The 14,135-nt window shown below is 33.5% G+C and carries 14 protein-coding genes and 2 tRNA genes; 4 read left to right on the top strand and 12 right to left on the bottom strand.

Features of this window, described 5'->3' with window-relative positions; genetic code table 11:
• Nucleotides 1-2 precede the first annotated feature (2 nt).
• Entirely contained in the window at nucleotides 3-452 is a 450-nt protein-coding gene (locus DESTER_RS02715) for a 4Fe-4S dicluster domain-containing protein (protein WP_013638132.1), read from the bottom strand.
• An 11-nt stretch (nucleotides 453-463) separates the two neighbouring features.
• On the bottom strand, nucleotides 464-1,981 hold the full coding sequence (locus DESTER_RS02710; RefSeq protein WP_013638131.1) for a glutamate synthase-related protein: 1,518 nt from the start codon (nucleotides 1,979-1,981) through the stop codon (nucleotides 464-466).
• 138 nt (nucleotides 1,982-2,119) lie between these two features.
• Here DESTER_RS02710 and dnaX point away from each other — a divergent pair, with 138 nt between their 5' ends.
• From dnaX to DESTER_RS02690, 4 genes are read left to right on the top strand one after another with little or no spacing between them, the layout of a single operon-like run.
• Nucleotides 2,120-3,511, top strand: a complete 1,392-nt coding sequence (gene dnaX / locus DESTER_RS02705; RefSeq protein ID WP_013638130.1) for a DNA polymerase III subunit gamma/tau — start codon at nucleotides 2,120-2,122, stop codon at nucleotides 3,509-3,511.
• Complete coding sequence (locus DESTER_RS02700; protein ID WP_013638129.1) at nucleotides 3,492-4,055, top strand: response regulator; 564 nt, start codon at nucleotides 3,492-3,494, stop codon at nucleotides 4,053-4,055. The genes dnaX and DESTER_RS02700 overlap by 20 nt, the downstream gene beginning before the upstream one ends.
• Nucleotides 4,055-4,672 (top strand): trimeric intracellular cation channel family protein, encoded by a 618-nt coding sequence (locus tag DESTER_RS02695; RefSeq protein WP_013638128.1) that lies wholly within the window; start codon nucleotides 4,055-4,057, stop codon nucleotides 4,670-4,672. The genes DESTER_RS02700 and DESTER_RS02695 overlap by 1 nt, the downstream gene beginning before the upstream one ends.
• A 5-nt stretch (nucleotides 4,673-4,677) precedes the next feature.
• The gene (locus DESTER_RS02690; RefSeq protein ID WP_244829579.1) at nucleotides 4,678-5,772 is read left to right on the top strand and encodes an aminotransferase class I/II-fold pyridoxal phosphate-dependent enzyme; all 1,095 of its coding nucleotides are present in this window, start codon (nucleotides 4,678-4,680) and stop codon (nucleotides 5,770-5,772) included.
• 51 nt (nucleotides 5,773-5,823) lie between these two features.
• Here the strand turns inward: DESTER_RS02690 and DESTER_RS02685 are convergent.
• The 10 genes from DESTER_RS02685 to DESTER_RS02640 form a co-directional block, all read right to left on the bottom strand.
• Nucleotides 5,824-5,899, bottom strand: a tRNA-Asn gene (locus tag DESTER_RS02685).
• Nucleotides 5,890-7,005 (bottom strand): IS481 family transposase, encoded by a 1,116-nt coding sequence (locus DESTER_RS08020; RefSeq protein ID WP_013638126.1) that lies wholly within the window; start codon nucleotides 7,003-7,005, stop codon nucleotides 5,890-5,892. Before DESTER_RS08020 ends, DESTER_RS02685 begins: the two co-directional genes overlap by 10 nt.
• Nucleotides 7,006-7,083: 78 nt before the next feature.
• On the bottom strand, nucleotides 7,084-7,845 hold the full coding sequence (locus tag DESTER_RS02670) for a TrmB family transcriptional regulator (protein ID WP_013638125.1): 762 nt from the start codon (nucleotides 7,843-7,845) through the stop codon (nucleotides 7,084-7,086).
• Nucleotides 7,846-7,954: 109 nt separating this feature from the next.
• Complete coding sequence (locus DESTER_RS08240; protein WP_274530075.1) at nucleotides 7,955-8,146, bottom strand: UDP binding domain-containing protein; 192 nt, start codon at nucleotides 8,144-8,146, stop codon at nucleotides 7,955-7,957.
• A 34-nt stretch (nucleotides 8,147-8,180) separates the two neighbouring features.
• On the bottom strand, nucleotides 8,181-9,263 hold the full coding sequence (locus DESTER_RS02665) for a glycosyltransferase family 4 protein (RefSeq protein WP_013638124.1): 1,083 nt from the start codon (nucleotides 9,261-9,263) through the stop codon (nucleotides 8,181-8,183).
• A gap of 14 nt (nucleotides 9,264-9,277) precedes the next feature.
• Entirely contained in the window at nucleotides 9,278-11,029 is a 1,752-nt protein-coding gene (locus tag DESTER_RS02660) for an ABC transporter ATP-binding protein (RefSeq protein ID WP_013638123.1), read from the bottom strand.
• A gap of 2 nt (nucleotides 11,030-11,031) precedes the next feature.
• Entirely contained in the window at nucleotides 11,032-12,141 is a 1,110-nt protein-coding gene (locus DESTER_RS02655) for a glycosyltransferase (protein WP_041737355.1), read from the bottom strand.
• A complete protein-coding gene (locus DESTER_RS02650) occupies nucleotides 12,138-13,361 on the bottom strand; it encodes a hypothetical protein (protein WP_013638121.1) in 1,224 nt (407 codons plus the stop codon). The genes DESTER_RS02655 and DESTER_RS02650 overlap by 4 nt, the downstream gene beginning before the upstream one ends.
• Nucleotides 13,346-13,990, bottom strand: a complete 645-nt coding sequence (gene thiE, locus DESTER_RS02645) for a thiamine phosphate synthase (RefSeq protein WP_013638120.1) — start codon at nucleotides 13,988-13,990, stop codon at nucleotides 13,346-13,348. Before thiE ends, DESTER_RS02650 begins: the two co-directional genes overlap by 16 nt.
• Before the next feature lie 33 nt (nucleotides 13,991-14,023).
• Nucleotides 14,024-14,098: transfer RNA gene (locus DESTER_RS02640), tRNA-Val, on the bottom strand.
• Nucleotides 14,099-14,135: the final 37 nt, after the last annotated feature.

The raw sequence follows: 14,135 nt of genomic DNA, 5'->3' as shown, positions 1-14,135 counted from the left end.
CTCTACCTCTCAAAGTCGTAAATCAGAGCTCTATTTGGACAAGCTTCTACACAAGCAGGAAAACCTCTTCCTTCACAGATGTCACATTTAAATGAATGTTTCCTTTCAAGATGAGGATGGGCTGCTCCAAAAGGACAAACTAAAACACATCCCCAACAAGCCACACATTTTTCTTCATTGAGTATAACTTTTCCACTTTCATCTTGAGTAATTGCTCCAGAAATACAAGCATCAAGGCAAAATGGATGTTTGCAATGTCGACACATAAGGGAAAGAGATACAGGTCCTTTTACTTCTACGGTTGCTCTTGGAAGAAGTCCTTCAAGCTTGCAAGCTTTAATAGGATCTTGAGTTTCACTATGAACCATTGTACATGCAACTTCACAATATCTACATGAAATGCAGTTATCCTCTATTGGATAGACCTTCATAAGCTTTCTCTTCTTTGACATCTTCACCTCTCCTACATTCCGGCAGGAAGTACGCCAAGGATTTTATTCTCCTGTTCAGTAAGTCCCCAGCTTCTAAGTCTTAGTCTGTTTCCTTTGATACTTTCTATTGCATTTATTCCCATTGCTCCAAGGAGCTCTTTAATATCGTGTGCCCAAGCCCTCAATAAGTTGTAAAGATTTTCTGCAACTATATCTGGATTTAATCTCTTTGCAAGTTTTGGATCATTTGTAGTTATTCCCCACGCGCATCTTCCTGTATGGCACTGTTGACACTGGGTACATCCAGCTGCGAGTTTAGCAACTGTTCCAATGTAAACTGCATCAGCCCCAAGAGCGATTGCCTTAAGAACATCAACTGCATTCCTAAAACCACCTGCTGCAATGAGAGAGACTTCGTTTCTTAGACCTTCTTTTCTGAGTCTGTCGTCAACAGCAGCAATTGCAAGTTCTATTGGAATTCCAACATGATCTCTTAAAGCTTTTGGAGTGGCTCCTGTTCCTCCTCTTATCCCATCAATTGCAATTGCATCTGCTCCAGCGTGAGCTATACCACTGGCAATAGCTGCTACATTATGGACTGCTGCTATTTTCACAAAAACAGGCTTTTCGTAGTTTGTGGCCTCTTTAAGGGCATAGATAAGCTGTCTTAAATCTTCAATTGAGTAAATATCATGGTGAGGAGCAGGAGAAATCGCATCAGAACCTACAGGAATCATTCTGGTTTCTGCAATTCCTTCATTAACCTTTTCACCTGGTAAATGTCCTCCGATTCCTGGCTTTGCTCCCTGTCCTATTTTTATTTCAATAGCTGCTGAGGTTTCAAGATAGTCTAGATCAACCCCAAACCTTCCTGAAGCCACTTGAACAATAGTAGAGTCTTTAAATTCTCTTAAACTTTTGTGTAGTCCACCTTCTCCTGTATTCCAAAAAGTTCCAAATTCTTTGGCGGCTATTGCCATTGCTTTTTGAAGATTAAGGTTGATAGAACCATAAGACATAGCTGAGAAAATAACAGGTATTTCGAGTTCAAGCTGTTTTCCGATTTTTGTCTTTATACTTATTCCATCTTCGTCAAATTCAACTTGATCAGTCTTTCTACCGATATAAGTTTTTAGTTCCATAGGCTCTCTGAGAGGATCAATTGGTGGGTTTGTTACCTGACAGGCATCAAGTAGAAGGTGGTCAAAGTAATTCTTTATTGGTTTATCGTTTCCAGTAGAAGTAAGAATTACTGCTCCTGTAAGCATCTGAGTGTGTATGTCTCTTATAGCTTCTTCTGTCCAGTTGGCATCTGGATGGAAAGTTGAAGGATTTTTAACTACTTTAATAGCGTCTGTAGGACAGAAAGCTTCACATCTTTTGCAGTTAACGCAGTTTTCATTACGGTTTACTATCATTTCAAGATCTTCGTCGTAGTAAGTGGCATCAAACGAACACTGATCTACACAAGATTTACATCTCACGCATTTGTAGTCATCCCTTAGAACCATAAAAGGATAAAAAGCAACTTGAGGCTTCCTAAAAAGCATTATGTACACCCCCAAAAGTGGTAAAGGGAATTTTACAAAAAATTTAAGACTTTTTAAAAGAACAAAAAAAGAAACTGTTGCCTTATGATACAATAGCATTGCTTAAAAGGTAAAGTTTATTTGCTAATTTGGAGAAAAATGGCTTACGTTGCAATACCTAGAAAGTATAGACCATCCAAGTTTTCAGAAGTAACTGGACAAGAGTATATTACTAACACTCTGAAAAACGCCATAAAAACAGGAAGGTTTGCTCACGCTTACGTATTTGCCGGCCCAAGGGGTGTAGGAAAAACGACAACAGCAAGAATTGTTGCAAAAGCCCTTAATTGCGAGAGTTTAATAGACGGAGAACCTTGTAACGAATGCTCTAACTGTCAAGCAATTTCAAAAGGTTCTTTTCCAGATGTTATAGAGATTGATGCTGCTACAAACAGAGGAATTGATCAGATAAGAGAACTAAGAGAGTCTGTTAATTATGCTCCAGTAAAAGGAAAGAAAAAGGTTTATATTATTGACGAATTCCATATGCTTACAAAAGAGGCTTTTAACGCTCTTCTCAAAACCTTGGAAGAACCCCCTGAGCATGTTGTTTTTATTCTTGCGACTACAGAGATAGACAAAATACCTCCAACTATACTTTCTAGATGTCAGAAGTTTGTTTTTAGAAGAATTCCTAAGGATTTAATGGTTGAAACTCTCAAAAGAATATGTGAAAAAGAAGATGTAAGTTATGAAGAAGAGGCTCTTTATCTTATAGCCACAGCTTCAGAAGGATGTATGAGAGATGCTGAAAGCCTTCTAGACCAAGCTATAGCTTTAGGTAATGGATTGGTTAAAACATCTTACATATCTGAATTCTTAGGAGTTCTTACGGGTAAGGAAATTTTTGAAATTCTTAGTTTATCTTTTTCAGGAAAAAAACGGGAACTAAGGGAAAAGTTAAAAAGGCTAGAGAGTCAAGGATACAATCCGCTTTTTATTGTTAAGCAACTTTTGGAAAAAGTTGAAAGAGAGTTTATCGAAGGTAAAAATTTCTCTGAAGAAGAACTCCTTGCAGCTTTCAAAATTCTTTCTGATGCTCATAAAGTTGTAGCTACTCATCCTTACCCGTATACAGCTCTTTTCTTTTACCTTTTTAAACTGTCTTACTTTAAAGACTTAAAGAGAATAAGTGAGCTATTATCGGGAAAATTAGAACTTTCAGTTCTTGAAAAAAAAACAGAAAACACTGAAGAAGAAATTAATAGTTTAGAGGATATATACATAAAGGAAGTAAACGATAAAAAGGAATTTGTAGAGATCATTCCAAAAAATAGAACTGCTTACGAACTTCTCAAAGATAGAATAGGAGAACTTGAAAAAAGATTTGGAAAAAGAGTGAAGATTCTGGAGATATCTAACGGAAACGGAAAAAAAGAAGTTAAAATTTCCCAGGAATCTGAGAAAAAAATAGACAAGCTTTTAAAAACTTTTAATGCAAAACTCCTTCCAGGTTATCCGAAGGTGATAGATGAAGGTTCTAATAGTTGACGATGAAAGAACTATAAGAGAAACGGTAAAAGAGATTCTTGAAGATGAAGGCTTTGAAATCTTTATAGAAGAGGCAGGTTCTAAAGTCATAGGTGCTATTGAGAAACTTAAACCAGATATACTAATTCTTGATCTTTTTCTTCCTGGAATTTCAGGTATGGAAATCTTAAAAGAGCTCCATGAAAGAGGAATCACTCAAAGTTTGGCAGTAGTGATTATTTCGGGTCATGGAACGGTTGAAACTTCTGTAAAGGCTATGAAATTGGGAGCTTTTGACTTTTTAGAAAAACCTATTAAATACGATAAACTTATTGAAGTTATTGAAGATGCAAAGAAATACTTATCTTCAGAAAATTCTATAGGTGGAGCTGTTGATTACCTTTCAAATCTTCCTCTCAAAAAAGCAAAAGAGGAATTTGAAAAGACTTATATCAAACAAGTGCTTAAACGATTTAATGGCGATTTAAAAAAAGCAGCTACCTTTATGGAAATTGATATTTCAAATCTATATAGGAAGTTAAATAAATACGGATTAAATCAATAATGTTTGTATTTGACTTTTTAAATGGAATAGGTCTTTTAGCGTTTGCAGCCTCAGGTGTTTTTAAGGGTATTAACAAAAAACTTGACCTTCTTGGGATTACTACTCTTGGTTTTCTGACTGCTTTAGGTGGTGGAATAATTCGGGATATAATAGTTAACAAAACTCCAACAGCTTTTATAAGCTATAAAGACATTAGCATAACAATAATCGGAATAATTCTTTCTCTTTTTTTCTATGTGAAATTTAAAAAAGATTTGTCGACAAAAAAAGTAATTAAATATTTTGATGCTGTAGGACTTGCAGCTTTTTCTGTTACGGGATTTATAATTGGTATGGAGAATGACATAAATTCCTTTGGTATAGTTCTCTTAGGATTAATTACTGGTACAGGCGGTGGTTTAATCAGCGATATTCTTACTGGAGAAGTACCTTTCATTCTTAAAGAAGACTTTTATGCTTCTTGTTCTATCATTGGTGGAATTGTTTTTGTTTTTCTTGAAAAGCTTCAAGTTTCTTTTGAAATCACATCCTTGATAACACTTTGTCTTGTATTTATAGTTCGAATTCTTGCAATAGAAAAAGGATGGTCTCTTCCAAGAGTTGGAGGAAAATTTTGAATTGGATGGAGAAAGAGCTTGAAACTTTAAAAAAGAGACAGCTTTATAGGGAATTAAAAGTTCTTTCGTCACCTCAAGGAAAAAAAATTATCATAAATGGCAGGGAAGTTTTGAATTTTTCTTCAAACGATTATCTTTCTCTTGCTTCAAAGTTTAGCTGTGAATGCCTTGAAAACTGGAAAAGTGGAGCCGGGGCTTCACGATTGGTTTGTGGTAATTTTGAAGTTCATGAAGTTTTAGAACAAAAACTTGCTGAATTAAAAAAAACAGAATCAGCTCTTCTTTTTTCAACAGGTTACATGGCAAATGTAGGAGTAATTTCAACTTTAGCTAAGGAAGGAGACTTAATACTTTCTGACGAACTAAACCATGCTTCAATAATCGATGGTTGTAGACTCTCTAAAGCAGAAGTAAAGATCTTTAAACACTGTAGCGTAGAAGAACTTGAGCTCATCCTTTCAAAAGAAAGAAAAAATTATAGAAGATGTTTTATTGTTACAGATTCTATTTTTAGTATGGATGGAGATGTTGCTCCTCTTGATAAACTTTTTCAGTTAAAAGACTTGTATGACGCGGTTTTGATCATAGATGATGCTCATGCTACAGGAGTTGTTGGTTGGTCTTCTTTAGAAATTTTTGATTTAATTCCTGACGAAAGAACAGTCATAGTTGGAACTCTTGGTAAAGCTCTTGGAACTTTTGGAGCTTTTGTTGCTGGAAGCAAAATTTTAAAAGGCTATCTCATAAATAAGTGTAGGAGTTTCATCTTCACAACAGCACTTCCTCCATACATTGCTTGTCAAACTCTTAAGAATTTGGAACTTGTCCCTAAAAGAATGAAAGCACTCCAGAAAAAAATTGAATTTTTTAAGAATTTGACAAGAATAAACTCAATGTCTGCAATTTTTCCATTTATAACTGGGAGTGAGGAGTCTGCACTTAAGCTTTCTAAATCACTATGGGAAAAAGGAATTTTTGTTCCTGCAATAAGACCACCTACGGTAAAAAAGAGCAGACTAAGAATAGCTATAAACTATGATCACACATTAGAAGAACTAAAGTTTCTTGCAGAAATTTTATGTTCTATACCAAGGATTTAATCAAGGACTATTTAAGAGATAGTTTAAAAATCTTCGTGATAAAATAAAAGATGGCTCCCCGGGCCGGCCTCGAACCAGCGACCTGGTGGTTAACAGCCACCCGCTCTACCCGCTGAGCTACCGGGGAACCTTGCTGGTGAATAATATAGGAAACTGCCCTTCTCTTGTCAAGGGGTTGTTCGAGTTCAATACATGGTGGACACCTTGATGACTTCTAATATAGTCCTCAAACTTCTCAGCGGGAGTCTTGTAATTTAAAGAGTGATGGGGTCTAAGAAAGTTGTAAATCTTTAAATACTCAAAAAGTTTTTTATTCATCTCATCAACAGTCGGTTCTGTTCCTTCTATCATCCATAGTTCACTTTCTGTCGTTTGAATAAACCTTTCTACATGCGCATTAGTCTTGGGAGATTTCGGATAACTAAAGTAGTGTTCTATCCCTTTTCTTTTAAGATATTCGTCTAACTCCCCTAAAAATTCGCTCCCGTTATCCGTTTGAACTTTCTCTATCTTGAAGGGAAGAAATTTTTCAAGTTCTTCAAAAAACCTTCTTCCGCTCCTGCTGCTTTTTGTAGAATAAACCTTGGCAAATGCTATTCGGGTGAACTTGTCTATTGCCGTGAACTGGTAAAAGGTTTTACCGCACCAGTAGAGGTATTTAACGTCCATGAGGATTGTTCCTGGTTTGTCTGCTCTTAGTCCTTTTCTGGTGCGGTTCTTTTTCCCTTTCTGTTTCTTCCTCTTGTAGGTACTTTTTAGTTTCCAGGTTCTTTCTATTAGTCCGTGTCTTTTGAGAACCCTGTAAACTGTAGAGGATGATATTTTTACATTTAGGTATCTTTCCATGAAGGCTGCTATCTTTTCTTTGCTCCAGGTTGGGAATTTTTCCCTTATTGTGACGATGATGTGTTCTATTTCAGGTTCTGTTTGGGGTTGTCTTACTTTATGAGGTCTTTTGTTTCTGTCTTGGAGTCCTTCTATCCCGTACTTGTCGTATCTTTTTTTCCACTTGTAGAAGGTTGTTGGACTGATGCCAAAGTATCTGCATGTTTTTCTGGCGTTGCCTGTTTTGTGGTAGTACTCTATCCATTTCAGTCTTTTTTTAACGTTTCTGTCTTTTGTTAGGTCAAGTTTCTTTTTTACTCTTCTTCCTTCTTTCAGGGTTTCTTTGAATGCTGTATTTGTGCTTGATATATGGAGGGATGTTCCTTTGAATCTTTTCAATTGTTTCATCGGTGGACACCTCCTTGTGGTATTCAAAGGTTATTGTAGGGTGTCCACCTTCTATCTGAACTTCAACAAATCTAATAATTAAGAGCAAACTTCTTTCCATTTACTTTCAAAAAACATTAGGTATGGTTTTACAATAGCTTCATTTTTCGTATATAGTCCATTTGGAACTCCTTTTTCATCAAAATAAACAATTAAAAGCTTTTTGTCATCTACTATAAGTAAATACTGGCAGTAAACAGATGCTTCACAATATTTACCTCCGAGTTTTTCTATTTCATCTTTACAAAATTGATCAAATTCTCCTATAGCAGCAAGCTCTACATTTCTTTTCATGTATTTACTAAGATTTCCTTTGCATTCCAAAATAAATAGAGGTTTATTACCGGCTATTTTTATGGTAGATTCTGCTGAAGAAATCATAGATATAGCTTGATTGACAATAGATTCTTTTCCTTCCATGACAAAAATTTGAGAACCTTTATCAAGAAGTGATTTTGTTTCTGGAATTCTCTTTTCAAGTTCATCAATTAATTTCCGTAGATTATCTTCCCTTATCTCAAACTCAAGTCTCATTTGACGTAATCTATTGGTAAGAGCTCTTCTTACTGGTAAAGGAACATATTTTTTTGGTATTGTGTTTTTTGTTTGTATTAGTCCTTTTCTTTCTAAGGACTTCAAGGCATCATAGATTCTTTGCTGTGGTATTTTAGATTCTCGAGCAACAGACGTGGCAGCTGATTCTCCAAGAAGAAGAAGGACATAGTATGCTTTAGCTTCATAAGTATTGAGTCCGTATTCTTTTAAAAGATTTACAACATCCTCATCTATTTCGATCTTCATTTTTACTCCCAAACAGAAAAATCTTTCTTAAAAATCTACAAAAACTTGACAAAATTTTAAATACTAAATGCGCTGGACTATTTAATAGTGGTTGTAATCAATTTATTTTCTATAGTCTCCATAAAACGATATCTTTAAATTGCTCTCTATCATAAATACCTTTTACATCAATAACTATTGGTTTTGAAACGGAAATTCTTTTAAAGAACTCTGGTGTTAGCTTTTTAAATTTGTCATGTTTTACAGCAATTATCACAGCATCGTAAGGTGCTAATTCTTCAGGAGAGTTTAAGAGCTCTATTCCATACTCTTTTTTTACTCCGTAGATTTTAAGTTTACTTTAGGAGTTCCTTATAAAGTTGCAAAGTTTTTTCTGTAACGTTTTTTATATCAAATTCTTGCGCCGTTTTCCTTGCGTTCTCTTTCATGTTTTCGTTGTTTAAGTTTTCCAGTCCTTTTAGTAGTCCCTGATACAGAGAATCAACGTTTCCCGGTTTAACTGTTATTCCATTTTCCATGTGTTTTAAATAACTTCTTATTCCACCAATATATGAAGCTACCACTACTTTTTTCATAGCCATAGCTTGAAGAAGAGAACTCCCTAATCCTTCGTTAATAGAAGGAAAAACAAAAAGATCTGTTTCTTTTAATATTTGAGGAATATCTTTTCGGAATCCAAGAGAAATAACATGCTTTTCTATTTTTTTTTCTTTTATCATATTTTGAGCTTTTTCGCTTTGCGTATCTCTACCAACCAGAAGTAGTAACAGTTTTTTTTTCTTTCTTTTTTCTAAAATCCTTTTAAAGGCGTCAAATAATATATTATGTCCTTTCACTTTCTGAAAATTTGCTACATGAGTAATTACAATGGTTTCTTTATCAATTTTTATTTCTTCTCGAAGTTTTGAGTTAACTAGGGGACTAAATTTATCTATCTCTATTCCATCAGGAATAACAGAAATTTTCTTTTTTCTTAGAAAGAATCTTTTCTTTAATCTATTTTTTACTTCATTAGAAATAGCAATTATTGCATCTGTATTAATGTTGTATTTTGTTAAAGATGATAGGAATGATACATCGTAGTTAACCCTTCTAGTATAAACAATTTTAGGTTTTTTTTTACAAAAAAAAGAGGCACACCATATATACCAATGAGCTGCTGGTATATGAGTATTAACAACGTCATATTGCTTAATAAGCTTGGCTAATTTTTTTGCATTTTTAATACTGATTTTCTCTGTTCCAGGAAAGTAAAATCTCTTTATCCCAAGCATTTTAGCTTTTTCATCAAGAAGACTTCCTTTAATAGTAAGTATACCTGTTTCATGCCCTAATTCATTCATATACTTTGCTAATAAAAGACACTGTTCGGTTCCACCGCTCCAAGTTCTTGAGGTTGTTGCCTGAAGAATTCTCATTTTACTCCTCTTTTTTACTTAAGACTTATTCTAAATTGAATATCACATAGCTTCCTATATTCTTCAAGATTTGCGTAAAGTTCTTCATGACTGCCAACTCCTATAATTTTACCTTCTTTTAAAAAGATTATTAAATCGCTATTAATAATCGTCGAAAGTCTATGGGCGATCGCAATGAGAATTTTATCTTTAAACTTCTCGTCAAGAGCTTTTTGAACAGCTGCTTCTGTTTCAGAATCGAGAGCACTTGTAGCTTCATCTAAAATCAAAATATCCGGATTTTTCAACACAGCTCTTGCTATTGCAATTCTTTGCTTCTGTCCGCCAGAAAGTTGAATACCCCCCTCACCTATTAGAGTATCGTAACCTTTGGGAAGAGAGACAATAAAATCATGAATGTTTGCAATCTTTGCAGCTTTAACTATTTCATCAAAAGAGACTCCAGGATTTCCAAGAGCTATATTTTCTTTTATTGTCCCTCTAAATACAATAATATCTTGACTTACAACACCTATCTTTCTTCTGAGAGATTTAAGTTTAAAATCTTTTAGGTTAATACCATTAACTTCTATGTTACCTTTAGTTGGATCATAAAATCTAGGGATTAAGTTTATCAGCGTACTTTTACCACTACCAGATTTTCCTACAATTGCATATTTTTTCCCTTTTTCAAAAAGAAAGTCTATACCTTTTAAAATGAAATCTTCGGATTTGGGATATTTAAAGTAGATATTATTAAAATATAAAAAATTTATAGGCTCTTTTAGTTCTCTCGAACCATCTTTTAAGTGGTATTCATCAGGTAATTCAAGAATCTTCCGTATTCTTTCTGCCACTGAAGCAGATTGTTGAATTTTATTATATTCCCGTCCCAACTTTCTAATTGGATCATAAGCCATTACAAGAGCAATAATAAAGGAGAAAAAATCTCCGGCAGTGAGTTCTCCAGCGATTATTTTTTTTCCTCCGTAAAGCATAAGTAATCCGACAATTATTGAAGCTGTTAACTCAACAACAGAAGGATATATTCCTTCTATCTTTCGAATCTTCATGAATTCCTTAAAATATTTGTAATTATCTTTTTGGAACAATTTTAATAATTTTTCTTCTAGGCCTAAAAGTTTAATTTCTCTTATATTTCTTGCACCTTCAAAAAGATGATTGGTTATTGCAGCAAGTTTGTCCTGCATTCTATCAGTATATCTTTTTATTCTTTTTCCAGTTTCAGAAATCATGAAACCTATCAATGGCAGTCCAATTAATCCAAAAAATGCGAGTTTAAAATCAAGATAAAAAACAACAATTATTAATCCTATAGCTGTCAAAAGATTCCTTAAAAAGGTAGCAATTTGTCTTGATGTAAAATCCTGAAGGAGAGAAGTATCATTAATAACTTTAGAAACAAAGGTTCCAGGAGATTCCCAAAATTGATCAAGTGGAAGTTTTAATATTTTCTCGTATAGCTCTTCTCTTAGTTTAGCTATAACACTCTGTCCTATATAAGCCATTGTGTAATAATTAATGAAGTATACTATTCCCTTTATTAAAACTAAGCCTAAAAGAATTAAAGGTATAAGATTAATCATTCTTTCGTTTTTGCTAACAAAGACAGTGTTAACTATGTCTTTTACAAAATATGCTAAATAAGAGGTAATACCTGCATGAAGAAACATAGTGATAAAAGCTACTGCAAATAATAATTTCATATCCTTTAAATACTTAAGTATCCACCACGGAAAAGAAACCTTTTTTATGTCTTCCATCATTTTCATAACCTTGTGTATATTTCATAAAGCTTTTCAAAATATCTATCGATAATAAAATTTTGAATTACTTCTTTAGCTTTCACAGCTAAAGTATCTCTTATATCTTTACAAATATAAAGATTTTCTATTCCCTTAGCTATAGACTCAGGCGATATTCCACTTATAAATGAGGCTTCATAAGCTATTTCCTTAGATGGTATTTCCTTAGATGGTACATTTTCAGAAATCAAAGAAGGCAATCCTAAATACATTGCTTCAAGATGAGAAAGAGGTAAACCCTCTACTTTAGAAGGTAAAATAAAAACATTTGAAACCTTTAGATACTTAAATGGATTATAACTAGCTCCTGCAAAAACTATGTTTCTAAGTTGTAAATTTTTTGCTAATTCTTTTGCATTTTTTTCCAGTTTTCCACTTCCTACTATTAAAAGGTAAAGATTTTTTCTTTCTTTCAAGTATGACATTGCCTTTATTAAATTCAAAATGTTCTTGTTGTCTGTAAGTCTTCCAACAAAGCAAAAGACAACACCATCTTCTGGAATTCCCAATTCTTTCCGTGTCATTTTTTCTTTCTTTAGAAAAGTTTCTATTCTTTCGGGTACTATAAAGTTATATAATACCTTTTTATTAGGACAGTAAGCATTATAAAGAGGATCTACACTTTCCATTACTGCTTTAGATACGTAGATAAAGCTGTCAATATATTTACTTATAAACCTGTACTTTTTTATTCTCTTTTCTCCACCAATAAAGTGGAAGTTGTGAATATGTGCTATTCTTTTTACTCTCAGTCCTAATGAAGCAATAACACCTATGAAGTCTACTGGATAACTATGAAAGTGTAGTATGTCTACTTCAAGTTCTTTTAGTAACTTTCTTAGCTTAAGGTAAATATCAAAGTTTGTTGTTTTCAATTTCTTTTTGGAACTTAAAAAGTATACATTCTTCTCTTCTTCTAACTCCTTTAGAAAGCCTCCCTCCCTGCAAAAAACAATTAAATAGGGTTCTATCTCTTTAACATGTTCCTTCATATACTTAAATAAATCTATTACAAGTCTTTCTATTCCACCAAAACTAGCACTTCTAACTAGAAGGGCAACCTTCTTCATCATGATTCCCTACCTTTAAGAAAATTTTTTCCTTTATTAGCATTTTCTGATAATCTAAACATAAGTAACCACGTTGGTAGAGTAGGATCTTTTAAAAAAACGAAAATCATTCCAAAAAAGTGAATAACCAGGGGGATACTTCCCCATAACAAGAGAAACAATTTCTCTTTTTCCTTTTCCAAAGTAGCAATGAATAGTAAAACTTTATAGATTATAAGTATTTCAATAAGAACTCCTATTAATCCTTTCTCAACAAATTCTGATAACAGAAAGATAGATTCATACTTTCCTTGACTGTGATTGAGAGAATAAGGATGTGGAAGATAAGCTCCACAGTTTTCCCCATGTCCTATGAGAATATTTACAATTCTTCCTTCTGTAAAATCAGATTTGATAATACTAATTGCATCCAAGGCAATTTTATCTCTATTACTTGAAGATAATTGAATAATTTCTTTAAAAGAGGAGTGAGAAAGATTGTAATTTCTTTCTGCAGATACATAAATTACGCCTGATGCTAAAGTAAAAATAGAAACAAAGAGAATAGGTATAATAACCTTTTTCCTTTGAAAAAGCTTTGAGAATAAAAGGATAAGTATAATGCTAGTTAAAAAAAATGCCAAAATAAAAGACCGTTTTCCGGCAACAATAATGCCGCAAACACTCAAGATAAAAAGGACTATATGAGAAATAAGCTTCAAATTAACCTTTTTTTTCCTTAAGAAATTTTCTATAGCATGGAAAAGATAAAGAAACGAAAAAATGGAAAAGAATCTTCCTGCCTTGAAAGCCTTACCCCAAAACATTTTTTCAATACCTGTAAAAAAATGGCGGTAGTAAAATAGGATTAATCCGACAACTCCAACCATATATGTAGCCTTATAAGTATCTTTTAAAACCTTTAAAGAAGAGTTTCTGTCGACAGGAAAAAAATAAATGTATAAAAGTCCTACTTCTACAAATGCTTCAAAGATGGCTTGAGGATTAAAAACTAACGTTGAAGTAAACGTTATAGTTGATAAAAGAATAATGTACTTACCAAGTAATCCTATTTTTATCTTATCTTTCCCTAATAAAAAAGCAAAAATTATGTAAAGTAACCCAATCCCTAAAAGAAAATTCATCAGAGCAACAGAAACGAAAGTAGAAACGATAAGAAGAATAAGATAAATTAATTTTATATTAGGTTTCCACTCTCTAGCGATTTCTATAGCTTTTTCCAATTTAGTTCCTTCGCTTTTCTTTTTAGTTTTAAAACATTTTTATACGGATCTCCCTTTTCAAAAGCAGCACGGACAACAGCAACTCCTGCAGGTTTGCACTTAAGAACATCATCTACATTTTTTTCGTTTATTCCACCTGTAGCAACGACCGGAATTTTTGAGATTCTTACTGCCTTACACAAAAGATCAGTACCGGTAACGGGATCAGGATTTTCTTTGGTAGTTGTAGGAAAAACGGGGCCAAATCCTATATAATCTGCAAGCATTTCTTCATTTGCTCTTTTGACTTGATTCAAATTGTGAGTTGAAAGACCAACAATAAAGTCATTTCCAACTATGGCTTTTATAGCATTTACAGGTAAATCCTCTTGACCAACATGAACACCATCTGCTTTGACAGCAAGAGCTAAATCAAGTCTATCATTAACTATAAAAGGAATGTTGTAACGTTTAGTTATTTCTCTTACAACAAGAGCTTCTTCATACATTTCCTTTGTGTTTTTTTTCTTTGCCCTATACTGAATAATAGTAGCACCACCAAGAATTGCCTTTTCTACTGATTCTGCAATGTTAGATATATTTAGAAATCTTTCATCGGTGATAACGTAAAGGGAAAAATCTATCCCCAATCTTTCAATCCTCTAATCTTCATAGTCTTTTAATGGTAGGGCCGAGGGGTTTCGAACCCCTGACCTCCACCGCGTCAAGGTGGCGCTCTCCCACTGAGCTACGGCCCTATATTGATGATGTAGGAATAATATAATATTTCAAAGG

It is taken from the genome of Desulfurobacterium thermolithotrophum DSM 11699, from assembly GCF_000191045.1.
Taxonomy (GTDB): domain Bacteria; phylum Aquificota; class Aquificia; order Desulfurobacteriales; family Desulfurobacteriaceae; genus Desulfurobacterium; species Desulfurobacterium thermolithotrophum.
The sequence above is the reverse complement of the archived record's forward strand: the minus strand, read 5'-3'. Positions and strand labels throughout refer to the sequence as shown.

Excerpts from the sequence above, each read along its gene's own strand:
- DESTER_RS02715 (WP_013638132.1), bottom strand. The coding sequence starts at position 452 with ATGTCAAAGAAGAGAAAGCTTATGAAGGTCTATCCAATAGAGGATAAC.
- DESTER_RS02690 (WP_244829579.1), top strand. The coding sequence starts at position 4,678 with ATGGAGAAAGAGCTTGAAACTTTAAAAAAGAGACAGCTTTATAGGGAA.
- DESTER_RS02660 (WP_013638123.1), bottom strand. The coding sequence starts at position 11,029 with ATGATGGAAGACATAAAAAAGGTTTCTTTTCCGTGGTGGATACTTAAG.
- DESTER_RS02710 (WP_013638131.1), bottom strand. The coding sequence starts at position 1,981 with ATGCTTTTTAGGAAGCCTCAAGTTGCTTTTTATCCTTTTATGGTTCTA.
- dnaX (WP_013638130.1), top strand. The coding sequence starts at position 2,120 with ATGGCTTACGTTGCAATACCTAGAAAGTATAGACCATCCAAGTTTTCA.
- DESTER_RS02695 (WP_013638128.1), top strand. The coding sequence starts at position 4,055 with ATGTTTGTATTTGACTTTTTAAATGGAATAGGTCTTTTAGCGTTTGCA.
- DESTER_RS08020 (WP_013638126.1), bottom strand. The coding sequence starts at position 7,005 with ATGAAACAATTGAAAAGATTCAAAGGAACATCCCTCCATATATCAAGC.
- DESTER_RS02655 (WP_041737355.1), bottom strand. The coding sequence starts at position 12,141 with ATGATGAAGAAGGTTGCCCTTCTAGTTAGAAGTGCTAGTTTTGGTGGA.
- DESTER_RS02665 (WP_013638124.1), bottom strand. The coding sequence starts at position 9,263 with ATGAGAATTCTTCAGGCAACAACCTCAAGAACTTGGAGCGGTGGAACC.
- DESTER_RS02700 (WP_013638129.1), top strand. The coding sequence starts at position 3,492 with ATGAAGGTTCTAATAGTTGACGATGAAAGAACTATAAGAGAAACGGTA.
- DESTER_RS02670 (WP_013638125.1), bottom strand. The coding sequence starts at position 7,845 with ATGAAGATCGAAATAGATGAGGATGTTGTAAATCTTTTAAAAGAATAC.